The sequence below is a fragment of the Erythrobacter sp. GH1-10 genome, from assembly GCF_045363165.1.
In the GTDB taxonomy this organism is placed as follows: domain Bacteria; phylum Pseudomonadota; class Alphaproteobacteria; order Sphingomonadales; family Sphingomonadaceae; genus Erythrobacter.
This window is the reverse complement of record NZ_JBJFLP010000001.1, coordinates 715,925-740,928: the sequence shown is the minus strand read 5'-3', so window position 1 is coordinate 740,928 and position 25,004 is coordinate 715,925. Positions and strand designations below refer to the sequence as shown.

Sequence of the window (25,004 nt, the reverse complement as noted above, 5' to 3'; positions counted from 1 at the left end):
CAAGTGCCGAACGAGCCGGTCATGCGTCGAAATCTCCCTGCCGGATCGCGCTCCGGCACCTGATACCAATTGCGTGCAGCCTAGACGCACGCCGAACGCCCGCCAAGTGCGAAGGCGGGCCAAACCAGCGCTTTCCTTGGCACAGCATGGTTAAACGCCGAGTTAAATTCGCGGTTGAAAACGAGTTAAGACGACAGCGAGGTGCGACGGATTCAGCCGATCCAGCCCATCGCGACCGCACCCCACATCGCTCCGGCACCGGCGAGCAGCGCGACCAGGTAACCGAATCGCGATCCTGCTCCGCCCTGGCGGCGCTCGGTGATGAGCTTGATTTCGGGCAACGGCGGAGGCTCGGGCGCGCCGCCCTTGGGCGGGAACTTTTCCTCGATCCGGCGGATCAGGCCGGGCAGGCGCAGCAGGGTATCTGTGTCTTCCTTCAAACGTTCGGCGAGCGCGGCTTCCGGTCCCAGTTCGTCGCGGATCCAGCTGCGCACATATGGCGCCGCCGTGTCCCACATATTGATGGCCGGGTTGAGCTGGGTCGCGATACCTTCGACCATCACCATGGTCTTTTGCAGCAGCAGCAGGTGCGGCTGGGTCTGCATGTCGAAATCGCGGGTGATCGCAAACAGCCCGTCGAGCATCTGGCCGACGCTGAGTTCGCTCACCGGCTTGCCGCGCATGGGCTCGCCAACGGCGCGCAAGGCGGTCGCGAATTCGCCGACCGAGTGATAGCTCGGCACGTATTGCGCTTCGAAATGGATTTCCGCGACGCGTTTGTAGTTACCCGTGGTGAGCCCGTAGAGGATTTCCGCCAACCATTGCCGCGCGCGCCGGTCGATCCGGCCCATGATCCCGAAATCGATTGCAACGATCGTGCCGTCATCCTCGATGAACAGGTTTCCCTGGTGCATGTCGGCGTGGAAGAAGCCCGCACTGATCGCCTGCGTGAGGAAGCTGATCACCAGCCGCTCGGCGATGGCGTTGAGGTCGTGCCCCTTGGCGATCAGTTCGTCGCGCTTGGATATCTTGATCCCGTCGACCCATTCGACAGTGAGCACCCGGCCATTGGTGCGGTCCCAGTCGATTTCCGGGATGCGATAGCCGCCGATACCTTTCATCTCCTCCGCAAGTTCGGAAGCGGAAGCCGCCTCGCGCCTGAGGTCGAGTTCGGAATTGGTCCAGCGTTTGAAATTGGCGATGGTGAGCCGCGGGCGAAGCCGCATCGCTTCGCCGCCCACAGCTTCCAGATGGGCAGCGGCCCATTCATAGGTCTGGATATCGCGCGCAAACTTTTCGCGGATGCCGGGGCGCAGCACCTTCACCGCAACTGTGCGTCCGTCGGTGGTGATTGCACGGTGGACCTGCGCGATCGAAGCCGCGCCGACCGGTTCGGGATCGATTTCGGTGAACAGCGTGTCGAGCGGTTGCCCGAACGCCGCTTCCATCGAGGCGATGATTTCCTCGAACTTTACCGGCGGGAGCGCATCCTGCAGGCTGAGGAGATTGCGCGCCGCATCCTCGCCGACAAGGTCGGGCCGCGTCGCGAGCGACTGGCCGAGCTTGATCGCGGCAGGTCCGATCGCGCGGAATGCCCCGGCGTAATCGGGCTCGCCCTTCTTGCTCGTGAAGGTCGCCCAACGCGCGAGCTTGACCGCGCGCTTCACTGTCGGCGGTGCGTTCGGATCGTTTTCGACGCCCACCAGCGCGCGGCGGCGCGCCAGCGTGATGCCCCAGCGGGCAAGGCGGGAAAGGTGGATGACGGGAGAGGTCATGGTCTAAATGCGCGCGGCGGCCTGTTCCGTTCCCGGCGGGTCAAATCTTCCAGCCCGAATGGATCGCAACCAGCCCGCCCAGGATCGGCTCTACCTTTGTATTGGCAAAGCCGGCGTCGCGGATCATGCGTTCGAATTCCGGCATCGGCGGGAACTTGCGGATCGATTCGGCGAGATAGCGGTAGGAATCGGCATCGCCGGCGATCGCCTGCCCCATCCGCGGCAGGACCTTGTCCGAATAGACGTCATACGCTTCGCGCAGGCCCGGCCACTCGACCGTGGAGAATTCGAGGCAATAAAAGCGGCCGCCGGGTTTGAGCACCCGCAGCGCCTCTTTCAGCGCACGGTCCTTGAAGGTCACGTTCCGGATGCCGAACGCGATCGTGTAGGCATCGAAAGTGTTCGATGCGAAGCTCACCTCCTCGGCGTTCTGGCAGGTGAAGACGAGGCTGCCTGCCCGTTCGGATTCTTCGCGCTCCATCGCACGCTCGGCACCGACATCGAGCATTTCCTGATTGATGTCGGCAACCGTAATGTCCGCGCCCTTGTCGGCCATGCGGAAGGCGATGTCGCCGGTGCCGCCGGCCATGTCGAGGATCTGCTCTCCCGGCTGCGGTTTCACGCGGCGAACGAACTTGTCCTTCCACAGCCGGTGCATCCCCGCCGACATCGCATCGTTCATGATGTCGTATTTGCGCGCGACGCTGGTGAAGACCTCGCCCACGCGGCGGGTCTTTTCCTGCGGGGTCACATCCTCGTAGCCGAAAGATACTGTCTCTTCTGTCATGGGCTGGGCCTTAGATGGAATTGTGCGGCGCGCAAAGGGTGTTAGAGCGGCCACGAAATGCCAGAACTGCCAGAAGTAGAAACCACGGTTCGCGGACTCGCGAAATTCCTCGAAGGCGAGCGAATTGCGCGCGTCCGACTCAATCGCCCCGACTTGCGCCGTCCGTTCCCGCCCGATCTGGTGCAGGTCATGACCGGTGCGACGGTCACTCACCTCTCGCGCCGGGCCAAGTACGGCCTGATTCATCTCGATCGCGGTTCTACCGTGATCTTCCATCTGGGCATGAGCGGACGCTGGCGGATCGATCCGGACGAGCCCGACACCCACGACCACTTGCTGATCGAGACCGGCCGCAACCGGTTTGCGCTGTGCGACCCGCGCCGGTTCGGGTCCGTCGACCTCGTGGATACCAATGCGCTCGACCTGTGGCCGCAATTCGCCGCGCTCGGACCGGAGCCGCTTGGTCCCGGCCTGACTCCGGAGCACCTCAAGGCCGCGCTAAAGGGCAAGAGCCAGTCGATCAAGCTGTGCCTGCTCGACCAGCGGATCGTCGCGGGACTCGGCAACATATATGTGTGCGAGGCCTTGTGGCGCGCGCGCGTCCATCCGCGGAAGGCCGGGGGCAAGGTCACGAGGCCCCAGCTGGAGCGACTCGTGCCGGCGGTCAGGGATGTGCTCGAAAGCTCGATCCGCGATGGCGGCTCGTCCTTGCGCGATTATGCGCAGCCGGACGGCGAACTCGGCTATTTCGCGACCCGCTTCGATGTTTACGGCCGTACGGGCGAACCGTGCCGCCGTGAGGATGGCGGGCTTATCCGCCGCATCGCCCAAGGCGGACGCAGCACATGGTATTGCGCACGGTGCCAGAGATAAGCGAATCCTTGACCTCGGGCACCCTGCCGACTATGTGCGCGCCTTTCCGGCGGTAAATCGCCGTTTTTCGAACAAACCCAAGAAGTTTCCGGTCGCAACCTGCGGCCAGCACAGAACGCGAGACAGACAGAGACATTATGGCCAACACGCCGCAAGCCCGTAAGCGCATTCGTCGCAACGCCCGCCGGACGGACATCAACACCGCCCGGATGAGCCGCATCCGCTCCTACGTGAAAAAGGTCGAGACCGCCGTTGAAGCGGGCGACAAAAAGGCAGCACAGGAAGCGCTCAAGGAAGCGCAGCCCGAACTCGCACGCGGCGTGGCTCGCGGCGTGATGCACAAGAACACCGTGGCGCGCAAAATGTCGCGCCTGACGAAGCGCGTCGCCGCGCTCTGATTCGCTTCCGGGCCGGGCGATTCGCCCCAGCCCATAGGCGTTTTCACGCAATCCGATCTCGCGGGGCCGTGCTCGATGAGCGCGGCCCTTTTGGTTTGCGACGATCGCAACCGGAATTGTCCGCGAGAACGCAAGGATTCCTCGCGATTCGCATGCCTTTGAAACCTGATTTCTCGAAATAACAACGACTTGAACGCACGCCTGCGGGCTTGCGCCGAGTCAACCGGAATATTTCAGTTTTTTTAAAATTCCGTGCTTGCGCTCCGGCCCGAAGCGCTCTTTATTCGTGTTCTACCCGGGGCGGGACAGCCCGGGTTCTAACAAACTGGTCGATGGGGGGCACCCGCGAATCTCGATTCCGCGGGAGAGGATTTTTGAGCCTATCGCATTGTTGAGTGTGCGCTTCGGATGCGGCTCCGAGGTGTGTAGAGTATTGGGGAAACAATGGTACATAAGATCGATAAGGCGCGGACCACGCGTCGGAAAGCAGACGACGATTTGATGGAAGATGCCGAAGCCGTAAATCTCGCCGCAGACTGGGCCGATATCAGCCAGGGGCTTCGCAAGGATCTGGGACATCAACTGCACAGCCAGTGGATCAAGCCGATCCAGGTGGGCGCGATAGACAAGGACACCGGAACGCTCGACCTGTTCTTGCCGACCGAATTTTCAGCCAACTGGGTCAAGGATCGCTTCCACGACCGACTTCAACTTGCATGGAAGATCGCGCGCAGCGAAGTTCGCCGCGTCAACATCCAGGTGCACCCAGGCCGCCGCCAGCTGCCCGAGCTCCGCCTTGATGACGGTCGCCGTGCAGCGAATGACGGCGCGAGTGCGATCGCGGTCGCGGCGGGTACGATCGGCGATTCGGGCTTTACCTCTTCGGTCGGTCTCGACCCGTCGCTGACCTTCGCCGCCTTCGTTACCGGCGAGGCCAACGTGCTCGCCTGCAATGCAGCGCAGCGCATGGCCGCGACCGAACAGCCGCAGTTCTCGCCGCTTTATCTCAAGGCCGCGACTGGCCAGGGCAAGACGCACCTGCTCCACGCCATCGGTCACGCATTCCTGCAGGCCCATCCGCGCGCCCGCATCTTCTACTGCAGCGCCGAGCGCTTCATGGTCGAATTCGTCCAGGCGCTCAAAGCCAACCAGATGATCGAGTTCAAGGCGCGGCTGCGCAGTTTCGATCTGCTGCTGGTGGACGACATCCAGTTCATCATCGGCAAGGCGAGCGCCCAGGAAGAGCTGCTCTACACGATCGATGCGCTGCTGGCCGAGGGCAAGCGGCTGGTATTTGCCGCGGACCGTGCGCCGCAGGCGCTCGACGGGGTCGAACCGCGTCTCCTGTCGCGCCTCTCGATGGGCCTCGTTGCCGACATCCAGGCGGCGGATATCGAATTGCGCAAGAAGATCCTCGAATCGAAGCTGCAGCGCTTTGCGCCGCTCAACGTGCCCGAAGACGTGATCGACTTCCTCGCGCGCACCATCACGCGCAACATCCGCGAGCTGGTCGGCGGTCTCAACAAGCTGATCGCCTATGCGCAACTGACCGGTCAGGAAGTCTCGCTCAACCTCGCCGAAGAACAGCTGACCGATATTCTCTCGGCCAACCGCCGCCGGATCACGATCGACGAGATCCAGCGCACGGTCTGCCAGTTCTACCGGATCGACCGCAGCGAGATGTCGTCGAAGCGCCGCGCGCGAGCCGTCGTGCGCCCGCGTCAGGTGGCGATGTATCTGTCGAAAGTGCTCACGCCGCGGAGTTATCCGGAAATCGGCCGGAAATTCGGGGGCCGCGACCATTCGACGGTTATCCACGCCGTCCGGCTGATCGAGGACCTGCGTCAGCGCGATGCCGATATGGACGGCGATGTGCGCAGCCTGCTGCGCCAGCTTGAGAGCTGACACCGGATAGTTAATTCGCACATAGTTTCCACAATGCGGGCACAGGTTTATGGGCGGGGCTGTCGACAGCCCTGCCCACAGCCTATTCACAAGCCGTGCACAGCCTGCCAACAGGCTTGTCCATGAGTTCCGCACCGCTCCCGGCCAGCGAGATCGACCTGCCCGAAAGCTGGGTTTCCGCCTTGCTGCGCGGACTGCGTGGGTGCTGCCCGCGCTGCAATTCCGCGTCCTTGTTCGGCAAGTGGTTGAAGCCGGTCGCAACCTGCGCGCACTGCCAGCAGGACTGGTCGGTGCAGCAGGCCGACGACTTCCCGGCCTATATCGGCATCTTCGTGGTCGGCCATCTGCTCGCGCCGGTGGTGATCGCGATGATCGGAACGTTCGGCATGTCGGCATGGCTGACGCTGGCGATCATCCTGCCCGTCGCGGTCGTGATGCTGATTGCGATGCTCCAGCCGACCAAGGGCGGGGTGATCGCTTTCCTGTGGTGGCGCGGCGTCGGCGCGTTCCGGCAGGAACGCCGCGCTCCTCCTGCACCGGGTGAAACCCCGTGAGTCTGTCTCCCGCCCGTCTCGACCGCTTCGCGCGCCATATCGTGTTGCCCGAGATCGGAGGCGCGGGGCAGGTTGCTCTCGCCGGCAAGCATATCGCTGTGATCGGGCTCGGCGGGATCGGATCCCCCGCGCTGCAATACCTCGCAGGCGTGGGTGTCGGGCGCTTTACGCTGGTCGATGACGATGTGGTCGATGCCTCCAACCTCCAGCGCCAGACGATCTTCACCGCGCGCGATGTCGGGCACGGCAAGGCCACCAGCGCGCGCCGCTGGCTCGCCAATTTCGATGAAGCGCTGACGGTAGAGATCAGCGATTCGCGCATAGACGCCGACAATGCCGGGCGGTTGCTCGAAGGCGCGGACCTCGTGCTCGACGGAACCGATAATTTTGCCACCCGCCTCGCCGTATCCGACGCCTGCGTCGCCGAACGCACCCCTCTGCTTTCGGCCGCCGTGGGCCGCTTTCAGGGGCAGGTGGGAGCCTTCGCCGGGCACCTCGCCGATAGCCCGTGTTACCGCTGCTTCGTCGGCGATGCGTTCGATGCCGAGGATTGCGACACCTGTGCCGAAGACGGGATGCTCGGCGCGATGGCGGGATGGACAGGCAGCTTTGCCGCGATGCAGGCGGTGCGGGTCCTGCTTGCCGGCGTGAGCCGCTTCGGCGATCCGCAATGGGGCAAGCTGCACATGCTCGACGGGTTGCAACCGGGCATGCGCACGCTCACCATAGCCAAGGATCCGGCGTGCAAGGGATGCGGAGTGCCAGGATGAGCGACGACAAGTCTTCCACAGACCTGGCCGAGGATCGCACCGAACTCGCGCAGGACCGGACCGACTGGGCCGAGGATCGCACGCTGATGGCGAACGAGCGAACCTTTGCGGGCTGGATGCGCACCGGCCTTGCCTCGGTCGGCATCGGGCTCGGTTTCAACGCGCTGTTCGGCAAGCTCGAGCCTGCGTGGCTTCCGAAACTGATCGCGACGATGTTTATCGTGATCGGCATCTTTGTCTTCTGGGCCGCGCAGCGAAAAGGTTGCGACGTTCACGCGCGAATGCAGGCCCACAAGGCCAGCCCGCTCAAACCCACGAATATGCGCCTAATCGCCGGGTTCATGGCATTTGGCAGCTTTGCGCTCGCCATCGGTGTCTGGCTGATGGATTTTTCGAACAGCTGAGCGATTTTCCTACTCGCGGCTTTGGCGATATGGGACCAACGGCTCTTTTTCATTGCAAACCGGTTCGGTCGGAATTTTCGCCTTGCGAGGTGTCAATTTCGCACTTTGGCTCCAGGCATCTGTTTCTATTGAGAATTTTCCGACTTCTGGTGGGTGACACGGTGTCAACTTCGTCATCTTTGCGCGGTTAGCTGCCGAGCACCTCTTCTACCCACGCTGGGACCAGCTCTCCCGCAGGTCCGTGGCGCGCTTCGTGGAAGAAATGCGTGCCCTCGCTCGGTTCGAGGTTGAGTTCGAGCGTGCGCGCTCCCGCCATCCGCGCTTCCTGCACGAACCCGGCCGCAGGATAGACGGCGCCCGAGGTTCCGATGCTGACGAACAGGTCTGCGCGGGTGAGCGACGCGTAGATCCGCTCCATCTGGTACGGCATCTCTCCGAACCATACGACGTCGGGCCGTAGTGAAGGCGCCTGACACACCGGGCATGGTGGACGATCACCCATTGGCGCGTCCCAAGGACTGCGCACCTCGCAGGCGGTGCACAGCGCACTCTTCAACTCGCCATGCATGTGCAGCACCGATTTGGCACCGCCGCGCTCGTGCAGATCGTCGACATTCTGCGTGACCAGCAGCAGTTCGCCATCGAATTCGGATTCAAGCCGTGCCAGCGCGCGATGCGCCGGGTTGGGATCGACCTTGGCCAGCGCCTCGCGCCGCATGTCGTAAAAGCCGAGTACGAGATCAGGGTCGCGCATGAACCCCTCGGGCGTCGCAACATCTTCAACCTTGTGCTGCTCCCACAATCCTCCCGCGCTGCGGAACGTATCGATCCCGCTTTCTGCGGAAATCCCCGCGCCTGTGAGGATGACGATCCGTTCGAGCTGTGCCATGATGCGTATCAAACACTCCATGGGGTTCGGGATCAATGGCACAGTTTGGCGTGATCGGTCACAAGGGCCGGATGGGGCAGGCGATCGCCGAGGCGATCGCGGAGGCCGGGCACACATTCCAGGTGGGCGTGGACCAGGGCGGCGACCCCAAACCGATCATCGGCCAATGCGACGTCGTGGTCGACTTTTCGTCGCCGGACGCGCTTGCACGCAATCTCGAGGCGGCCTGTTCGGCAGGTATTCCGATCCTGGTCGGGACCACGGGGCTGGAACAGGATCATTTCGTAGCGCTGGCGGAGGCCGCAAATTCGATCCCCGTCCTGCAGACCGGCAACACCTCGCTCGGGGTCAACCTGCTCGAACACCTCGTGCGCGAAACAGCATCGAAGCTGGGACCGGAGTGGGACATTGAAATTCTCGAAATGCACCACCGGATGAAGGTCGATGCGCCTTCGGGCACCGCCAAGCTGCTGGGCGAAGCGGCCGCGGAAGCGCGCGGGGTGAAGCTATCCGATGCGATGGACAGCGGGCGGCACGGGCAGACCGGCGCACGGCGGGAAGGCGCGATCGGCTTCGCAACATTGCGCGGCGGTACGGTCGCGGGCGAACACAGCGTGATCTTCGCCGGGGCAGAGGAGCGCATTACTCTGTCGCATTCTGCCGAAAACCGCATGATCTTCGCTCGCGGGGCGGTGCGCGGGGCGGCGTGGCTGATCGGCAAGGAGCCGGGCCGCTACGCTATGAAAGACGTGCTGGGCCTGTGAGCACCGTCGCTGCGGACAAATGCAAATGGCGGGAAGAGGGTGGCGGCGAGGCTGCCGCCGGACGCTGCCTGGCGTTCCTCGAAACCGTCGGGATCGAGGTCGACTGGCTGGGCGATCGCGAACAACAATTGCTCGACGGACTGGCCATTGTCGAAGGGCGATTGCTGATCGATCCGGACACGCCGGTATGGCCGAGCGACCTGCTGCACGAAGGCGGGCATATCGCGGTTGCCGACCCCGAGATCCGCCCGAAGCTCGGCCCGATCGAGGCCGATCCGACCGACGAGATGATGGCGATCGCGTGGTCCTATGCCGCAGCGAGACACTGCGACATCGGTCTGGAGCAGCTGTTCCATACCGGCGGCTACCGCGACGATGCCATCAATTTGCGCACCGCCTTCGCCACCGGCCAGCACATTGGCGCGCCAATGCTCGGCTACTATGGAATGTGCGCCGACCTGCCGACAGCCATCGAGCAAGGCGTACCGTCCTATCCCGGCATGATCCGCTGGTTGAGGTAGTCAGCCAAACTCGCTTTTCGAACCCGAAGGACGGGATCGGGACCGGCCTGCACCGCGGACTCAGTGATCGCTGGCGGTGCGGAAATAATGCGAAAAGGCCGACACCGTTTAACGCGTTATATTACCCTGCATTACTTTGATAGCCTTCTAACTTGGCGCGTTTATACTATTTTGTCTAATATATCGTCGCTAGATGATCCGGGCATAAAAGGTGCGGTTTCTCTATCACGCCGAATAATACGGGTTGCTTCCAACACTATAATTGGGAGAACACCATGACTCTGTCCGAAAAAACTGCAGAATTGATCAAAGCCCGCGAAAGTCTCACGGCGCTTCGCACCACCCAGAAGTTTCAGGCCGACCTGATCGACCGCGGCAAGATCAAGCTTCCGATCTTCCTCAGGCCGTGCAGGATGAAAATCCTCATGGTGTGCGACAGGCTTGGATCGGTCCTCATCAGCTACGGGCTGACCTATTTCGGCCTTTCGACACTGGTCGACACGCTCGAGAACGATCCCGATTTCTGGGTCGAATACGAATTGACCAAGGCTCACCGCCAGACCGACCACCTGGGCGCAGCCGACATCGACAATTTCCGCTTCGACGATCCCGCTTTCGATATCAATGAATACGACCAGGTGTGGTTCTTCAGCACCGGGACTTCGACGAGCGGGCCGGGTGCACTCGACGAGAACGAACTCGAAATTCTCTCGCGCTGGATGGACGAGAAGAAGGGCGGCGTCTTCGCGACCGGCGACCACGCAACTCTGGGCGCGGCGTTGTGCAGCGAGATCCCTCGCGTGCGCAACATGCGCAAGTGGACCAACAGCCAGGGCGTACCATCGAATGTCGGACCCGATCGCCACGACACGCTGCTCAAGGGGCACAATAACGTCTACACTTTCGACGACGAGTCCGACGATATCCCGATGAAAACGCGGCTGCGGCGGTACCCGCTGTGGTCGTATCTGATCTTCCTCGCCCGCTGGCGTCCGCATCCGGTGCTGTGCGGTCGAGACGGTCCGATCGACATACTTCCCGATCACCCGCACGAGGGCGAAGTAATCGTCCCGACGGACACCAGCCTCGACTTCAGTTTCAACGGCTATACCGCCCCCGAATATCCGGGCGGAACGAACAAGCCGAAGCCCGAAATCATCGCCTGGGCCCGTGTGCAAGGGGATCACACCAGCACCAGCGATACGAACAAGGGCCCCGCCAACGGCAAGGAATTCGGAGCTGTTGGAGCCTATGACGGGCACCCGGTCGATGTCGGGCGAGTGGTGGTCGATTCGACCTGGCACCACTGGATGGACGTCAACCTTGTTGGTCGTCCCGGGGTTCCGGCTTCGAATCCGAAGTCCGAGGGGTTCGAAGCGACACCGGCAGGGGTGCAAGCACTCAACCGCATCAAGAACTACTTTCTCAATGTTGCGCAGTGGCTCGGCGCGCCGGCCAAGCAGCGCTGCATGTTCAACCGCGCAACGTGGGGGATCGTGGTGCGATATCCGCTCGCAGAGCAACTCTCGCCCAAGCTTCCCATCTGGGTTCTGGGCGGCTTTGCCAAGGATGCTATCGGGCGAAGGGCATCGCAATGCACCATGTACCAGTGGATCAAGCCGGTGCTGCCCGAATGGGTCAACCGCTTCGAATTCCAGACCGACTGGCTGGAAAAGATCGGTCCGCGACTGGCCGCCCCGGACTACGAGACATTCGAAACGATCGTGCTGGGCGGCGTAACCCGGTCGATGCTCGAAATCGCCTACGAGTTCGATGACGAGAAAGGAGAAATCTCCGAAAAACTCGTCGCCGAAGCGATGGCGAACGGACTTGCCCAGGGGGTCAGGGAGTATCAGGGCCTGCTCGAGGAATCGCGCAAGGAGGCGACCGCGCTCGAGGACGGCATCGACAAGGATGCCTACTCCAAAATCTCGGCCCGGGATTTCCTGGGCTGATCGCGCTCTCATCCCGGCCACAAGGCCAGATATGGGCGGCACTTTTGCGTGTCGCCCATTTCCTTTGCGGCATCGCTCGACGGCAGCTACCAGTTGGGCCGTGACCAAGGACCAGATCTTCGAATTCTTCCGCCGCCTCGCCGAGGACAATCCCGAGCCCGAGACCGAGCTGGAATACGGCAACGCCTATCAGCTGGTGGTGGCGGTGGCGCTTTCGGCGCAGGCGACCGATGTCGGGGTGAACAAGGCGACGCGCGCGCTGTTTGCGAAGGTGAAAACCCCTGAGCAGATGCTCGACCTCGGCCTCGACGGGCTGATCGAGCACATCAAGACGATCGGCCTGTTCAACTCGAAGGCCAAGAACGTGATCGCGCTCTCGCAGATGCTGATCGACGATTACGGCGGCGAGGTGCCCGACACTCGCGAAGACCTCGTTCGGCTTCCGGGAGTGGGCCGCAAGACCGCGAATGTGGTGCTCAATTGTTGGTTCAGGCAGGAGACCTTCGCGGTCGACACGCACATCTTGCGGGTCGGCAACCGGACGGGCCTCGCCAAAGGCAAGACCCCCGAGCAGGTAGAGGCGAAGCTGGAAAAACGCGTGCCCGAACCCTTCCGGCTGCACGCGCATCATTGGCTGATCCTGCACGGGCGCTATGTCTGCAAGGCACGGACGCCCGAGTGCTGGCGCTGCAAGCTGGTCGACCTGTGCAGCTACCGCAAGAAGGTGCTGGAAAAGCCGAAGGGTCGCTGAGCCAGGCGACTAAGGCCCCGTTCAGCTTGCGAGGCGTCTAATTTGCGGCAGCGAGAGGAGACATCCGATGATCCGCACCCCCATCATGCTTTGCGGCGTCCTAGCCATCGCCGCCTGCGCCCCGGTCGAGGCCGACGGGCGCGCCGATCCCGCGCTTGCCGGTCCACCGGTGAAGGTGCTGGGCGAAGCGCGCAACTGCATCAACCGCAACACGATTCGCACCACTCGCGTGCGCAGCGACCAGATGATCGATTTCGAGATGAGCGGCGGCAGGGTCTACCGTAACACCCTGCCCTACAACTGCCCGCGCCTCGGCTTCGAGGAAGCCTTCGCCTACAAGACCTCGATCAGCCAGCTTTGCAGTACCGACATCATCTACGTTCTGGAAAACACGGGCGGCGGTCCGCCCCGCCGCGGAGCCGGATGCGGCCTGGGCCAGTTCGTTCCGGTGGAGTACGTGGAAGAAAGTGAAACGGACTGAGCGGTTCGCGCAGGCGATTATTCTCCTAGCGATCCTTCTACCGCGCGCCATTGATAGGTGTCAGTGTATTGCTGGAACTCCGCAATCGTCTCGCCGTCGATCTTGTAGACATGAACGAATTGCGCATTGAGTGCTTCGCCGGTCTCCTTGTGCGTTCCGCTGTAGCGCCCCTCCACAACCACACGGTCACCTTCAGTCGTGAACCGCTCGGGAGTCGCTGCAAAGTCTTCGTAAGCCTCCAAGATGGGGCCAAATACTCCGCTGCCTACGCCCTCCATCCCAATGTAGGGATTGCCATCGGTGTAGGGACCGCTTTCTGCTTCGACCCAACTAACATCGTCCCCAAGCAGCGCACCGATCCTATCCATGTCGCCTGCTGCAAAGGCATCATAAAGACTCGCCGCTACCGCCTGAGAGCCGCTGCCACCCTCTGAACCTGCCGCGTTCTGAACCGCCGGAGAACACGCCGCTGCGCTCAAGAGAGCGGCACCCATGACTAGCTTCTTCATTTCATTTGCCCCCGATTGGAATAAATTCGATCAAACATCATCCGCCGAGATCATCTCGGCCCGGTCGATCTCGCCCGTCAGAGCCGCCACGGTGGTCGCCACCGCCGCGTCGCCGCTGACATTCGTCGTGGTGCGCATCATGTCCATGATCCGGTCGATTCCTGCGACCAGCGCGATCGTCTCAAGCGGAACGCCGACCGCGCCGAACACCAGCACCATCATGATCAGTCCCGCACCCGGAATGCCCGCTGCGCCGATCGCACCGAGCGTGCCGAGGATCGAGATGAGGAAATAGTCGCCCCATGTAAGGTCCACGCCGAACACCTGCGCACCGAACAGGGTCGCCAGACCGAGATACATCGCGGTGCCGTTCATGTTGATCGTCGCACCGAGGCTGATGACGAAACTCGCGACCGAGTTGCTGATGCCGAGGTTGCGCTCGGCGCAGCGCAGGGTCACCGGCAGTGTCGCGTTGGAGCTTGCGGTCGAATAGCTCACCGCAATCGCATCGACGATGCCGCGGAAGAAATCGATCACCGGCAGCTTGGCGATGAACTTGATCATCCCGCCATAGATCAGGCCGATGATCAGGAAGCAGCCAAGATAGTTGAGGATCACGACGATCCCGAGCGCCTGCAACGCCTCCAGCCCGAGCGTTCCTGCGACCCACGCCATCAGCGCGAACACGCCGAACGGGGTCAGCTCCATTACGATCATCGTCACCTTCTGCATGACGATGCTGCCGCTATCGAAGATCTTGAGGACCGGCTCGCCGTCCTCCTTCGCCATCAGGATGCCGATGCCGATAAGCAGCGAGAAGATGATCAGCGGAAGCACGTTGACGTCGGCCATCACCTGCACGGGGCTGGACGGGACCATTTCGAGGATCATCTGCTGGATCGTGACGCCGGTCTCCTGCCGCTCCTGCGCGCGTTCGAGCGCGGCGGCGTCGAGATCCATCCCGCTGGCATCGAGGCCTGAACCCGGCTGCACGAGCGTGCCGATGGCAAGACCCAGCCACACAGCCATCTGGCCGGTGACGACGAATAGCAAAAGCGCGCGCCAGCCAACGCTACCGAGCTTTTTCAGGTCGCCGATGCTCGCGACCCCGGCGACGAGGCTGAAGAAGATCAGCGGTACGACCAGCATCTTGATGAAGGCGATGAACACGTCGCCGACGATCTTGATGCTCTCCGCTCCCGGCCCCCAGACATAGCCGACGATAATGCCGAGGATGAGCGCGGCGATAACGCGCTGCCACAGCGGAATTGCAAACCAGGCTTTCATCGGCTTTGCGCCCCTTCTTTGTTCTAAAGAGCCAGCGCCCCCAGCGCGGCCCTCTTGTAGATTCTCGCTAGCGTATCGAGGTCGGGGATGGCCACCGCCTCGTCGCGTTTATGCATCGTCGCGTTGCACAGGCCGAATTCGATCACCGGGCACACGGCGCGCAGGAACCGCGCATCCGAGGTGCCGCCGCTGGTCGAAGGTTCGGGTGTGATCCCGGTTTCGGCTTCGATCGCCTCGGCCAGCATGTTCGAAAACGCGCCCGGCTCGGTCAGGAACGGCTCGCCGCTGATCACGGGCCGCGCGGTGCCGCCGTGTTTCTCGGCGATTGCGACAACCGTGCGCGCGAGCGAAGCTCCGCTGTGGGTGTCGTTGAAGCGGATCGAAATACGCGCCTTTGCTTTCGCGGGGATCACGTTATGCGCGCGGTTGGGAATGTCGATCTCGGTAATCTCGAGATTGGAGGGCTGGAACCAGTCGGTGCCCTCGTCGAGATGGAGATTGTTGAGTTCGGACAGCATCGCGATCATGCGCGGCAGCGGGTTGTCCGCAAGATGCGGATAGGCGACGTGGCCCTGCGTGCCGTCGACCTCGAGCCAGATGTTGACCGAACCGCGCCGCCCGATCTTCATCATGTCGCCCAAGCGGTTGACGCTGGTGGGCTCCCCGACGAGGCACAGGTCCGGCTTGATGCCCTCTGCATTCATGTAATCGATCAGCGCGCGGGTGCCGTGGAGCGCTGGGCCTTCCTCGTCGCCGGTGATGATGAAGCTGATCGTGCCCGCTGCCTGCGGGACCTCGGCCACAGCAGCGACCATCGAGGCAATCGCGCCTTTCATGTCGACCGCGCCGCGACCGTAGAGCAGTTCGCCGCGCTCTTCGGGGTCGAACGGCGCGCTGGTCCAGCCATCGCCCGGAGGCACGACATCGAGGTGACCCGCGAAGGCGAAGTGCTTCGAGCCTTCCGGCCCGTGACGGATAGCGAAAAGGTTCTCGACCGGCGCCTCGTCACTGCCCTCTTCGCCCTCGCCACGCGTGAAGCGGTGCACCGCGAACCCGAGCGGCATCAGCATCGCCTCCAGCTCGTCGAACACCGCGCCGGTGGCGGGGGTGACGCTGGGAGCGGCAATCAGGCGTTTGGCAAAAGCAAGGCTTTGAGACATTACCGCGCTGACTAGCAGGAGAAGTGCGCGATGCCCAAGCTCGATCTCGATTCGATCCCGCAATCCAATGCGACCGGCTATCCCCCCGAATATGCGGGCGAAGTCGGGGATCGCTGGTATCGCCGCCTCGCACCTGCAAGTGGCCTGTCGGATTTCGGTGCGAGCCATGTCGTGCTGCAACCGGGGGCTTGGTCCGCCCAGCGCCACTGGCATGTGGATGAGGACGAGCTGGTGGTGATGCTTTCCGGCGAAGCGGTGCTGGTCGACGACGATGGCGAGCATGTCATGCAAGCCGGCGATGTCGCCGCTTTCCCCAAGAACGACGGCAACGGGCACGCGCTGCAGAACCGCTCCGACGAACCATGCATCTTCGTCGCCATCGGCCGGCCTTCGGCGAGCGACTGCCACTATCCCGATATCGACATGCACCTTACCGACGGCCGCGGGTTCCACCGCAAGGACGGCAGCGATTTCGACTACTGATCCCCATCTATGGACCTGATCGGTTTCGCCCTTGCCGTCCTGCTCATCGAGCTGACGCCCGGCCCCAACATGGGCTGGCTGGTGGCGCTGACCCTGACCGAGGGCCGCCGCGCGGGGCTGGCGGCGATCTCGGGCATCGCGCTGGGCCTTGCCAGCAACGCGGCGCTCAGCGTGCTCGCGGCGAGCTGGGTCCTGCAGCAGAGCGATGCGCTCGCGCAGGGGATTTCGCTGCTCGGCGCGGCGATGATGGCCTATCTTGCGTGGCAGGCGTGGCGCGATACCGGGGAAAGCTCGCCCGACACCATGCCGTTCCGCGCCGCCCGCCATCATGCTCTCGCAGGATTCACGATCAACCTCCTCAATCCCAAGGCGACGCTGTTCTTCGTCACCGTGATGCCGCAATTCGTGCCCGATGGCAGGCCGACCTATGCGCAAGGCCTGACCATGGCGGCAATCAGCGTCGCGATTGCGACCGGCATCCACCTTGCGCTGATCCTTGGCGCGGAGCGCGTCCGCCCCGTCTTGATGGCCGACGGTCGCGCGCTGGTGGTGCGGCGTGTTCTGGCGGTGGGCATGCTCGGCGTGGGCGCGTGGTTCCTCGCCAAGGCGTTCCTTTAGTCGCGCTCGGGCGGCGGCAGCGGACCCGGGGCGAACGCACTTTCGAGCAATTCGGCGATCCTGAGGCCCGCCTGCTGCACCCGCCGTTTGGCAATCGGCACACCGCGCACGATATCCTCCTGCGTCAGCGCGGTCTTCATCGGCAGCTCGGTTGCGCACACATCCTCGGTGTCGAACGCGGTCGGATAGACGAAGCTGCGGCTGATCGACCAGCTCTCGCGCCCCCAGTCCGGGGGCGTCCCTCCGCCCAGTTCGGCGCGCTCGGCAGCCGAATAGCGCCGGATCGTCGGGAGCGGTCCGGTGGTTATCGCGCGTTCGGCCAACTGGCTGTCCCAGATCCTGTGCAGGTTGAGATCGGGAACGATCCCGTAATCAGTAATCCGATCATTGCCGCCGCGATCGTCCTTGTCGCCCGAATGGAGCGGCATGTGGATGTCGCCTGCAAAATGCACCATGAACGCCAGAGCCTGCAGCCGGATCGGCGCAGGCAGGCTTTCATCGGCCAGAATGCGATGGTTGCGGACGATCTGCCCGGTTACGCAGTTTCCACCGAAGCAGTTGGCCCAGGGATCGTAGTCCTCGCAAATCGGCGTCTGACGATAGTGCCATGGCGAAGTGTGACCCCAACGCCAGCGGGTGTTGCGCACGCAATCCGCCCAGGTCGCCAGCTCGTCGATTGTGGTGATCGGGCACTTGGGCGTTCCCAACTGCTCCTGGTGCTGCATGAGGAGATACACCTCGCGCCGAACCGATGGGCTAGAGTTCGCCATCGCCACTTTTGCGGTGACGCCATGCGCGAAGAAGCCCCAGGCCTGCGCCGGACCGGGCATCGCCACAACCAGCGCGGCAAGCGCGACAAGCAGCCTCTTCATCCGACTGTCTCGAACTGTTCGATCACCCATTCCTCGTTTTCAGCCGCCGCGATCCATTCCTGCGTCCAGGCGTGTTCCCAGATCGCTTCCATATAGCTTTGCGCAAAGCCGGGCACGCCGATCCCGTAGGTTATGAAGCGCGAAACGACCGGGGCGAAGAAGATATCCGCCGCGCCATAGGTCCCGAACAGGAACGGCCCCGAGTTGCCGTGGCGCGCCCGCGCCTCGGCCCAGAGCTGGAGGATGCGGACGATATCGGCGCGGGTCTGGTCGGAAACGTTTTCCAGTTGCACCCGGCGGCGGATATTCATCGGCAAATCCTGCCGCAGCGAAGCGTAGGACGAATGCATCTCCGCCACCATTGCCCGCGCCATTGCGCGCGGCGCGTCATCCTTGGGCCAGAAGCGTTCGCGCCCGACCTTGTCGGCGAGGTATTCGAGGATCGCGAGACTATCCCACACCACCGCCTCATCGTCCCACAGGATCGGCACCTTGCCGTGGCTGGGTGCCATTTCGCCCATGCCCTGTTTGGCCTTTTGCATTTCCTCGCCAAGCAGCGGGACGATGATCTCGTCGAAATGGAGGCCGGATTGCTTGGCCGCGAGCCAGCCGCGCATCGACCAGCTCGAATAGTTCTTGTTGCCGATAATGAGCTTCATCGCCGGACGCTCCACCTTGCTCTCGGGTTGGTCTCCCACCTAGGTATTCAGGGTTTCCGTGTCGAGGCTGAACGGCAGGATTGACGAAGTTGACACCGTGTCAAGCGCGATATCGGACGATTTCTTTCGTTCTGTCAGAGGCTTGGAGCGGAATTGCAAAGTTGACACTGCTGGAATTCGAAAATGCGATTCCACCGTGATCATCGCTTCGCCATGCCGGTTTGTCGGCGAGTAGGAAAACGGTTTTCCAGCCGGGAAAGTGCGCTTAACAATGCGCCTTATGAGCCTTCCCCCGTTCCACCTCGCCTTCCCGGTCCACGATCTCGCCGCCGCGCGGAGCTTTTACGGCGAACTGCTGGGGTGCGCCGAGGGGCGCAGCTCGGACGAATGGATCGATTTCGATTTCCACGGCCACCAGATCGTCGCGCACATGTCAGGAGACGCCGGAGACAGGTCCAGCAATCCGGTCGACGGGCACGATGTGCCGGTCCCGCATTTCGGGCTGGTGCTGTCGATGGACGACTGGCAGGCGCTGGCCGACAAGCTGGTCGCGGCAGGCACCGAGTTCGTGATCGAGCCGACGATCCGCTTCAAGGGCAAGCCCGGCGAACAGGCGACGATGTTCCTGCGCGACCCCTCGGGCAACGCGCTCGAGTTCAAGGCGTTTGCCGATATGGGCCAGCTGTTTGCGACCTGAAGGTTTCGCTATGCATCGTCTGGAATGGCTGCGTGGAGCGCTTGCTCACCGAATACCCGATTCGACGGGTAATCGTACAGTTCAGGCCCACCCTGAGAGTATCGGCCCGCGCGTCCCAGTCGCGACAACGAAAGCAAGCAAGAGCCGGTAAGTGCGAGTTCGTAGCGCACGTTAGCCTGCGCTTTACCAAATCGCGATACCAAACAGTATGCCGGTGAGCGCATAATACGCCGCGTCAAGACAACACTCGGATGACGGTTTTTAATCAATGAGAACGTTCCCTTCCTTGATCTCCAGGATCAAGAAATGCTCCAGCGGTAATGCACTTATACTCGTTGCGATCGGCATGCCTGTGCTTGTTGGCGGTGCTGGCTTCGCCGTAGATACCGCGCAGTGGTATATGTGGAAGCGTGAGCTGCAGCACGCGGTCGATCAGGCGGCAATTGCAGGAGCGTGGGCAAGGGCCGATGTGGGCACCGAAAGCACCTACGCAACGCGTGCGCTGCAGGAATACGATGCCAACGTAGCCAAGGTGGAAGAATTCGACACCCCTCCGCAAGTGTCGCTCGCGGACTATGCGGGTGGCAGCCAGAACAGCGTTGTCGTCACGGCTACAGCCAGCAAGGAACTACCATTCTCCAGCTTCATCATGGGTAGAGCCGCAACGGTCCGCGCAACCGCGCAGGCTTCTTACCGTGAAGGCGCGACCTACAATGCGTGCCTTATTTCGCTGCGTGAATCGGGCTCGGGCACAACCATCGGCGGGAACGCGACTGTGCGGGCAAATTGCGGTCTTGCCGCACTCTCTTGCGACGAGAACGCCATCGTTATCGATGGGAGCGCGACTGTCCAGACCGAGTCGATCGCAGCCTGCGGAACGATCGATGCGGAAGGCCTGGAATACCTTTCAACCGAAGGCGTCCAGGGCCTCGAGGACTCTTACGCCGAACTCGAACCGCCTACCAACGACACCGCGCGCGACTACAAATGTCAAGGCAGTGGCAAGAACAGGCAGGCCTCACTCCAGCCGGGCACCTATACGAGCATGGTCGTAAAATGCACCACACAGTTGCAGAGCGGCATCTATGTCATCGACGGCGGTACACTAGACCTGTCGGCCAATTACGATGTGACCGGTAACCGCGTCATGTTCGTGCTCAAGAATGGCGCGACGGTGAAGCTGGGCGGCCAAGGCAACGACAACTCGCTGAATTTGACGCCAATGCAATCGGCAGACTTTTTCGGAACGCCTTATGAATCCAAGGCCGACGACTACGCCGACATCCTGATCTTCGAAGATCGCAACAACGATCCGGGCCAAGACCATATCTTCAACGGAAACTCGAATTCGCTGATCGAGGGGTTGATCTACCTGCCGGACGGCAACCTTCAGGTGAACGGAACAGCAGATGTCGCGGCCCAATGCCTGAAGATTTCAGCCTACACAATTGACGTTCGCGGGGGCGCGTTTCTCGAAACGCTATGCCCGATCGACGAGTCCACCGAGGTGGGCACCTCATTGGCCGATGTCAGACTGGTTGCGTAATCATGAAGAGACTGCTTGAGCGCCTGCTTTCGGCGCATTCCGGAACCATGACGATCGAAACCGCCGTGGTTGCGCCCGTCCTGATCATCATGTCGCTCGGCGTATTCGAGACCGGCTCGATCGTTGCCCGACAACACGAGCTGCAGTCGGCAGCCAACGAAGCGACTATCATCGTAATGGCCGCCAATCGCGGCCCCGAAGTCGAGATTTCGGAAATGAAGGCAATCATAAGTGAATCGGTCGGTCTCTCCGGAGAAAGGATCGTTCTGGAGAGGGAATATCGCTGCAACGCCTCCAACGGCAAAGTGAAGAGCCAGGGAGCGTGCCCCTCTAACGCTACCATATCTTCGTATATCACGGTGTCGTTGACCGACACCCACACCCCCGTCTGGACTGCATTCGGAGTTGGTGAGAAAATCACCTTCAAAGTCGATCGCTCGGTGCAGGTGTCCTGACGATGGCCGAGACGAAAACCATGAAACTGTTTACCCGCCGTCTGGTCAAGGGCACTCGAGGTGTCGCCGCGATCGAGTTCGCGCTGCTTGCCCCCCTTTTCTTCGTGATCTTTTTTGGGGTGCTCCAGGTCAGCGTGTACCTGCAGAATTACAATGCGGTGCAGTCGCTCGCTTCCGACGGCGCGCGCTACGTGATGATCGAGTACCAGAAGGATAATACGCTGACCGACGAGCAGATACGCTCGGTGGTTCTCGGCGAAGCGGTAAACCCGCCCTACCTGCTCGATAGCGACCGGTTGACCGTAACTGTCGATCGTTCGGGGACGAGCCGGATCGCCGGTGCGGTAGAGATCGATATCCAGCTGACCTACAGATTGTCGGATTTCCTGCCCGGCGTCGAGCTGCCAGGTTCGACGATCAGCTATTCGCGACCGGTCTTCGTAGTTTCCTGACCCCCGCGCTCGATTGGCAGCTTATCTGCGCTCGAACCAACTCTCGCCCAACGCATCGGCCACCACCGCCGCGCGCAGCGCTGCGATCCCCATGCCCTTCTCGCTGCTGGTGAGGTGCAGTTCGGGATAGGCCGCGACGTGCTTTTTCGCTTCGTCGGCGGTCTGGTTCGCCACGCGCTCCAGCTCGCTTGCCTTGATCTTGTCGGTCTTGGTTAGCACGATCCGGTAGCCCACCGCCGCCTCGTCGAGCATGGTCATCATCTCGCGATCGACGTCCTTCAGTCCGTGGCGGCTGTCGACCAGCACGAGATTGCGCGCCAGCACCGGTCGACCACGCAGATAGCTCTTCACGAGGTTCTTCCAGCGCTCGACCACCTTCACAGGGGCCTTGGCGAAGCCGTAGCCGGGCATATCGACCAGCCGGAATAATGGCTTTCCGCCGGGCTCTCCGCCGACATCGAAGAAATTGAGCTCCTGCGTGCGCCCCGGCGTCACCGAAGCGCGCGCGATCGCCTTGCGCCCGGTGAGCGCATTGAGCAGCGAAGACTTGCCGACATTCGAGCGCCCGCAAAAAGCGATCTCGGGCACGATCGGATCGGGCAGGAACTTGAGCTGCGGCGCGGACAGCAGGAATTCGACGCGGCCCGAAAACAGCTTCGAAGCGGCTTCCTCGCGGAACCGCTGTTCGCGTTCTTCCGAACCATCGGAATTCGGGGGCGTCACGCCTTGCCCTTTGCCTTGTCCTCGGCGGCTTTCTTCTTCGCCATCTCGGCCTTGTCCTTTTCCGCCTGCGCTTTCAGCTGCGGATGCTTGGAATAGAGATAGCTCTGCTGCGCCAGCGTCAGGATGTTCGAGGTCACCCAGTACAGCAGCAGGCCTGCGGCGAAGGGCGCCATCACGAACATCAGGATCCACGGCATGATGTTGAAGATCTGCTGCTGCATCGGATCCATCGCGCTCGGATTGAGCTTGAAGGTGAGGAACATCGTGATGCCGAGCAGGATCGCGAGCACGCCTATACCGAGGAAGCCCGGCACCTCGTAGGGCAACAGCCCGAACAGGTTGAGCACGGTCCACGGATCGGGCGCGGAAAGGTCCTTGATCCAGAAATCGATGAACGGCTCGTGCCGCATCTCGATCGCCAGCATCAGGACCTTGTAAAGCGCGAAGAACACGGGGATTTGCAGGAACATGGGCAGACAGCCGGAAAGCGGGTTCACGCCCTCTTGCTTGTACAGCTTCATGATCTCCTGCTGCTGCTGCTGCTTGTCGTCCTTGTAGCGTTCCTGGATCGCCTTCATTTTCGGCTGGACCGCTTTCATCGCGGCCATCGAGGCAAAGCCCTTCTGCGCGATCGGGAACATCAGCGCGCGCACGATCACGGTCAGCAAGATGATCGCGACGCCGAAATTGCCGACCAGCCCGTTGAGCGTCCGGAGCAGCCACAGCATCGGCTTTTCGAACCACTCGAACCAGCCCCAGCTGATCGCCTTGCCGAAATAGGTGATGCCGCTGTCCTCGTACTGGTCGAGGACGATGCTGTCTTTCGCGCCCGCGAACAGCCGGGTCGACTGCGTCAGCGTGCTGCCTGCGGGAACGATCTGTTCGTCATAGGTCACGCCGGTGCGAAACAGCTCATCGCCGAGCGAGCGGAAGCCCGCCGTATCGACCGATCCCTCTCCAGGGATAAGCGCCGAATGCCAGTAGCGGTCGGTAAAGCCGAGCCAGCTGACTGCGCCTTCGGGCAGGTCCCGACCGATTTCGGACAGCTCTTCGTAGCTGTTGGCATCGTAGAGCGTCCCGCCAAACACCCCGATCGGTCCGGAATGGATGATGAACTCATCGGGCGTCGCGGTGGTGCTGGTGCGGTCGATCAAGGCATAGGGACGGATGACCGCCGGACTTTCGGTAGCGTTCGAGGCGCTCTGCTCGGCAGAGATCATGTAATTCTCGTCGATCGACAGCGCGATCGAATAGGTGATTCCCTTGTCGTCGGTGCGGGTGAGCGTCACCGGGGTCGAGGGCGTGAGGCGTTCGCCGTCCGCTTCCCAGACCGCGTCGGAAGGCATCTGCCGGCCATCGGTCGAGAAACCGAACTCGGCGAAATACTGGCCATCGGAGCGCGCCGGGGCAAACAGACGGACCGGGCCGCTGTCTTCGTCCACCGTCTGGCGGTAATCCTTGAGCACGATGTCATCGATGCGAGCGCCGACGAGGTTGATCGATCCGGCCACCTTCGGCGTATCGATCACCACCCGGCGCGGATCGGCCAGCGCCGCTTCGAGATCGACCGGACCGGCAGGGACCTCCGCCCCTTCCGGCAGATCGCCCGCAACCGTGGTCGTGCCTGAGACGTTGCCCGCGCTGGTCTGTGCAGCGGGTTCCGACTGTTCGATCGGAGCCGTGATCGACGCCTCGGGATAGAAATACCGCATGCCGAAATCCCAGCCGAGGATGAGCAGGCCCGAAAGCGCGACGGCGAGCAGGAGATTGCGCTGATTGTCCAAGGTTCGATCCCGTAACTTCGTCTATGGCTGTGTTATATAGATATGACAGTCGCGATTGCTATGCCCGCAGGTCACGGAACCGGATCGTGCCCGTGTCCGCCCCATGGGTGGCAGCGCCCTAGCCGCTTTATCGCCAGCCATCCACCCTTGAGAGCACCATATTTGCGCAGCGCCTGGATGGCATATTCGCTGCATGACGGAGAGTAGCGACAGGTCGGCGGCAGGATCAGCGACGGGCCGAGTTGCCACGCCCGGGCGATGGCGATGAAGAGATACTTCATTTCGGCCCCTGCCCCGCACTCCGACCCCGATTGCCCCTGCGCGGACGACGCCCCGCATCGGACTTCCCCTCGCGCGCGCTGGCCAGGGCATAGTCGAGTTCCTTCGCCATCTGATGAAAATCCCGTTCGATCCCCCCCGACCGGCCGATCAGCACGTGGTCGTGATCGGGCAGCCCTTTTTCGGGAAGCGCGGCGCGAAGCAGTTCCCGAAACCGCCGCTTCATCCGGTTGCGCACCACAGCATTGCCGATCTTCTTGGTGACGGTGATCCCGTAACGCATGCCCTGCCCGTCATTGGGCCGGGTCAGCAGCACGAAGCCCGGACGCGCATTGCGCAGCCCCTTATTGGCCGCGAGGAAGTCGGCGCGTTTGGTGAGGGTCTGGATCATCGAACCCTGCATAGCGGAACCGTTGTGGCTCCCCGAGTCCTTGTTTTCCGCTGCGCATCCGCGCCGCGATATCCTCGCTCGTGCGACCTGAAGGTCGCGTCGCTGCGGGCGCCCGGTCGGGCTTGCGGCTGCTGCGCAGCCGAGCTCCGCCACCAAGCCAATGACCTCAAATGCAAACGGGCTCCCGATGGGAGCCCGCAAGGGCGACTGCCCGTCGCGGCCACTGCCGCGTAGCCAAGCGGGCCGGATGGCCCGCGCCCGG

At 62.4% G+C, this 25,004-nt stretch carries 29 protein-coding genes; 17 read left to right on the top strand and 12 right to left on the bottom strand.

The annotated features are described in order from the left end of the window. Positions 1–212: 212 nt before the first annotated feature. Positions 213–1,775, bottom strand: a complete 1,563-nt coding sequence (ubiB, locus tag ACI5KX_RS03690; protein WP_406809321.1) for a 2-polyprenylphenol 6-hydroxylase — start codon at positions 1,773–1,775, stop codon at positions 213–215. 40 nt (positions 1,776–1,815) lie between these two features. Further along, a complete protein-coding gene (locus ACI5KX_RS03685) occupies positions 1,816–2,562 on the bottom strand; it encodes a class I SAM-dependent methyltransferase (protein ID WP_406809320.1) in 747 nt (248 codons plus the stop codon). 57 nt (positions 2,563–2,619) lie between these two features. Here ACI5KX_RS03685 and mutM point away from each other — a divergent pair, with 57 nt between their 5' ends. The 6 genes from mutM (at position 2,620) to ACI5KX_RS03655 (ending at position 7,466) form a co-directional block, all read left to right on the top strand. Then, complete coding sequence (mutM, locus tag ACI5KX_RS03680; protein ID WP_406809319.1) at positions 2,620–3,435, top strand: bifunctional DNA-formamidopyrimidine glycosylase/DNA-(apurinic or apyrimidinic site) lyase; 816 nt, start codon at positions 2,620–2,622, stop codon at positions 3,433–3,435. A 137-nt stretch (positions 3,436–3,572) separates the two neighbouring features. After that, a complete protein-coding gene (rpsT, locus tag ACI5KX_RS03675) occupies positions 3,573–3,833 on the top strand; it encodes a 30S ribosomal protein S20 (protein WP_406809318.1) in 261 nt (86 codons plus the stop codon). Between the two features lie 444 nt (positions 3,834–4,277). Next, complete coding sequence (gene dnaA, locus ACI5KX_RS03670; RefSeq protein WP_406809317.1) at positions 4,278–5,738, top strand: chromosomal replication initiator protein DnaA; 1,461 nt, start codon at positions 4,278–4,280, stop codon at positions 5,736–5,738. A 122-nt stretch (positions 5,739–5,860) separates the two neighbouring features. Continuing rightward, positions 5,861–6,292 carry a DUF983 domain-containing protein gene (locus tag ACI5KX_RS03665; RefSeq protein ID WP_406809316.1) on the top strand — a complete coding sequence of 144 codons (432 nt, stop codon included), beginning with the start codon at positions 5,861–5,863 and terminating at the stop codon, positions 6,290–6,292. Next, entirely contained in the window at positions 6,289–7,062 is a 774-nt protein-coding gene (locus ACI5KX_RS03660) for a HesA/MoeB/ThiF family protein (protein WP_406809315.1), read from the top strand. The genes ACI5KX_RS03665 and ACI5KX_RS03660 overlap by 4 nt, the downstream gene beginning before the upstream one ends. After that, the gene (locus tag ACI5KX_RS03655) at positions 7,059–7,466 is read left to right on the top strand and encodes a YidH family protein (RefSeq protein ID WP_406809314.1); all 408 of its coding nucleotides are present in this window, start codon (positions 7,059–7,061) and stop codon (positions 7,464–7,466) included. The genes ACI5KX_RS03660 and ACI5KX_RS03655 overlap by 4 nt, the downstream gene beginning before the upstream one ends. Positions 7,467–7,653: 187 nt before the next feature. Here ACI5KX_RS03655 and ACI5KX_RS03650 read toward each other — a convergent pair whose 3' ends face one another. Next, positions 7,654–8,355 carry an NAD-dependent deacylase gene (locus ACI5KX_RS03650; RefSeq protein ID WP_406809313.1) on the bottom strand — a complete coding sequence of 234 codons (702 nt, stop codon included), beginning with the start codon at positions 8,353–8,355 and terminating at the stop codon, positions 7,654–7,656. A 35-nt stretch (positions 8,356–8,390) separates the two neighbouring features. On the opposite strand from ACI5KX_RS03650, the gene dapB reads away from it, so the two are divergent. The 5 genes from dapB (at position 8,391) to ACI5KX_RS03625 (ending at position 12,827) form a co-directional block, all read left to right on the top strand. After that, the gene (dapB, locus tag ACI5KX_RS03645; RefSeq protein WP_406809312.1) at positions 8,391–9,119 is read left to right on the top strand and encodes a 4-hydroxy-tetrahydrodipicolinate reductase; all 729 of its coding nucleotides are present in this window, start codon (positions 8,391–8,393) and stop codon (positions 9,117–9,119) included. Next, the gene (locus tag ACI5KX_RS03640) at positions 9,116–9,640 is read left to right on the top strand and encodes a hypothetical protein (protein WP_406809311.1); all 525 of its coding nucleotides are present in this window, start codon (positions 9,116–9,118) and stop codon (positions 9,638–9,640) included. The genes dapB and ACI5KX_RS03640 overlap by 4 nt, the downstream gene beginning before the upstream one ends. A 275-nt stretch (positions 9,641–9,915) precedes the next feature. Further along, on the top strand, positions 9,916–11,595 hold the full coding sequence (locus tag ACI5KX_RS03635) for a hypothetical protein (protein WP_406809310.1): 1,680 nt from the start codon (positions 9,916–9,918) through the stop codon (positions 11,593–11,595). A 100-nt stretch (positions 11,596–11,695) separates the two neighbouring features. Next, positions 11,696–12,346, top strand: coding sequence for an endonuclease III (gene nth, locus ACI5KX_RS03630; RefSeq protein ID WP_406809309.1), 651 nt, complete (start codon positions 11,696–11,698; stop codon positions 12,344–12,346). Between the two features lie 67 nt (positions 12,347–12,413). Further along, the gene (locus ACI5KX_RS03625; RefSeq protein ID WP_406809308.1) at positions 12,414–12,827 is read left to right on the top strand and encodes a hypothetical protein; all 414 of its coding nucleotides are present in this window, start codon (positions 12,414–12,416) and stop codon (positions 12,825–12,827) included. A gap of 17 nt (positions 12,828–12,844) precedes the next feature. On the opposite strand, the gene ACI5KX_RS03620 is transcribed toward ACI5KX_RS03625, so the two are convergent. The 3 genes from ACI5KX_RS03620 to dapE are packed head-to-tail and all read right to left on the bottom strand — an operon-like array spanning position 12,845 to position 15,783. Next, positions 12,845–13,336: a nuclear transport factor 2 family protein gene (locus ACI5KX_RS03620; RefSeq protein WP_406809307.1), complete on the bottom strand. Its 492-nt coding sequence runs from the start codon at positions 13,334–13,336 to the stop codon at positions 12,845–12,847. Between the two features lie 30 nt (positions 13,337–13,366). Further along, on the bottom strand, positions 13,367–14,623 hold the full coding sequence (locus ACI5KX_RS03615) for a dicarboxylate/amino acid:cation symporter (RefSeq protein WP_406809306.1): 1,257 nt from the start codon (positions 14,621–14,623) through the stop codon (positions 13,367–13,369). Positions 14,624–14,646: 23 nt separating this feature from the next. Continuing rightward, a complete protein-coding gene (dapE, locus tag ACI5KX_RS03610; RefSeq protein ID WP_406809305.1) occupies positions 14,647–15,783 on the bottom strand; it encodes a succinyl-diaminopimelate desuccinylase in 1,137 nt (378 codons plus the stop codon). A gap of 30 nt (positions 15,784–15,813) precedes the next feature. On the opposite strand from dapE, the gene ACI5KX_RS03605 reads away from it, so the two are divergent. Together ACI5KX_RS03605 and ACI5KX_RS03600 are read left to right on the top strand one after the other, a co-directional pair. Further along, positions 15,814–16,266: a cupin domain-containing protein gene (locus tag ACI5KX_RS03605; protein WP_406809304.1), complete on the top strand. Its 453-nt coding sequence runs from the start codon at positions 15,814–15,816 to the stop codon at positions 16,264–16,266. A gap of 9 nt (positions 16,267–16,275) precedes the next feature. Next, on the top strand, positions 16,276–16,884 hold the full coding sequence (locus ACI5KX_RS03600; RefSeq protein ID WP_406809303.1) for a LysE family translocator: 609 nt from the start codon (positions 16,276–16,278) through the stop codon (positions 16,882–16,884). Here the strand turns inward: ACI5KX_RS03600 and ACI5KX_RS03595 are convergent. Together ACI5KX_RS03595 and ACI5KX_RS03590 are read right to left on the bottom strand one after the other, a co-directional pair. Beyond that, complete coding sequence (locus ACI5KX_RS03595; protein ID WP_406809302.1) at positions 16,881–17,756, bottom strand: S1/P1 nuclease; 876 nt, start codon at positions 17,754–17,756, stop codon at positions 16,881–16,883. The genes ACI5KX_RS03600 and ACI5KX_RS03595 overlap by 4 nt on opposite strands. Next, positions 17,753–18,415 carry a glutathione S-transferase family protein gene (locus tag ACI5KX_RS03590; protein ID WP_406811314.1) on the bottom strand — a complete coding sequence of 221 codons (663 nt, stop codon included), beginning with the start codon at positions 18,413–18,415 and terminating at the stop codon, positions 17,753–17,755. Before ACI5KX_RS03590 ends, ACI5KX_RS03595 begins: the two co-directional genes overlap by 4 nt. 280 nt (positions 18,416–18,695) lie before the next feature. Between ACI5KX_RS03590 and ACI5KX_RS03585 the strand changes: the two genes are divergently transcribed. The 4 genes from ACI5KX_RS03585 to ACI5KX_RS03570 all read left to right on the top strand — a co-directional run bounded on the left by ACI5KX_RS03585 (position 18,696) and on the right by ACI5KX_RS03570 (position 21,565). After that, entirely contained in the window at positions 18,696–19,112 is a 417-nt protein-coding gene (locus ACI5KX_RS03585) for a VOC family protein (RefSeq protein WP_406809301.1), read from the top strand. Between the two features lie 286 nt (positions 19,113–19,398). Next, a complete protein-coding gene (locus tag ACI5KX_RS03580; RefSeq protein WP_406809300.1) occupies positions 19,399–20,658 on the top strand; it encodes a TadE/TadG family type IV pilus assembly protein in 1,260 nt (419 codons plus the stop codon). Positions 20,659–20,705: 47 nt separating this feature from the next. Then, positions 20,706–21,113: a TadE/TadG family type IV pilus assembly protein gene (locus tag ACI5KX_RS03575; RefSeq protein WP_406809299.1), complete on the top strand. Its 408-nt coding sequence runs from the start codon at positions 20,706–20,708 to the stop codon at positions 21,111–21,113. A 2-nt stretch (positions 21,114–21,115) separates the two neighbouring features. Beyond that, a complete protein-coding gene (locus ACI5KX_RS03570; RefSeq protein ID WP_406809298.1) occupies positions 21,116–21,565 on the top strand; it encodes a TadE/TadG family type IV pilus assembly protein in 450 nt (149 codons plus the stop codon). 21 nt (positions 21,566–21,586) lie between these two features. On the opposite strand, the gene yihA is transcribed toward ACI5KX_RS03570, so the two are convergent. From yihA to rnpA, 4 genes are all read right to left on the bottom strand, one after another. Beyond that, positions 21,587–22,288 carry a ribosome biogenesis GTP-binding protein YihA/YsxC gene (gene yihA / locus ACI5KX_RS03565; RefSeq protein ID WP_406809297.1) on the bottom strand — a complete coding sequence of 234 codons (702 nt, stop codon included), beginning with the start codon at positions 22,286–22,288 and terminating at the stop codon, positions 21,587–21,589. Further along, the gene (yidC, locus tag ACI5KX_RS03560; RefSeq protein WP_406809296.1) at positions 22,285–24,072 is read right to left on the bottom strand and encodes a membrane protein insertase YidC; all 1,788 of its coding nucleotides are present in this window, start codon (positions 24,070–24,072) and stop codon (positions 22,285–22,287) included. Before yidC ends, yihA begins: the two co-directional genes overlap by 4 nt. Before the next feature lie 71 nt (positions 24,073–24,143). Then, complete coding sequence (gene yidD / locus ACI5KX_RS03555) at positions 24,144–24,353, bottom strand: membrane protein insertion efficiency factor YidD (protein WP_406809295.1); 210 nt, start codon at positions 24,351–24,353, stop codon at positions 24,144–24,146. Continuing rightward, positions 24,350–24,742: a ribonuclease P protein component gene (gene rnpA, locus ACI5KX_RS03550; protein WP_406809294.1), complete on the bottom strand. Its 393-nt coding sequence runs from the start codon at positions 24,740–24,742 to the stop codon at positions 24,350–24,352. Before rnpA ends, yidD begins: the two co-directional genes overlap by 4 nt. Positions 24,743–25,004: the final 262 nt, after the last annotated feature.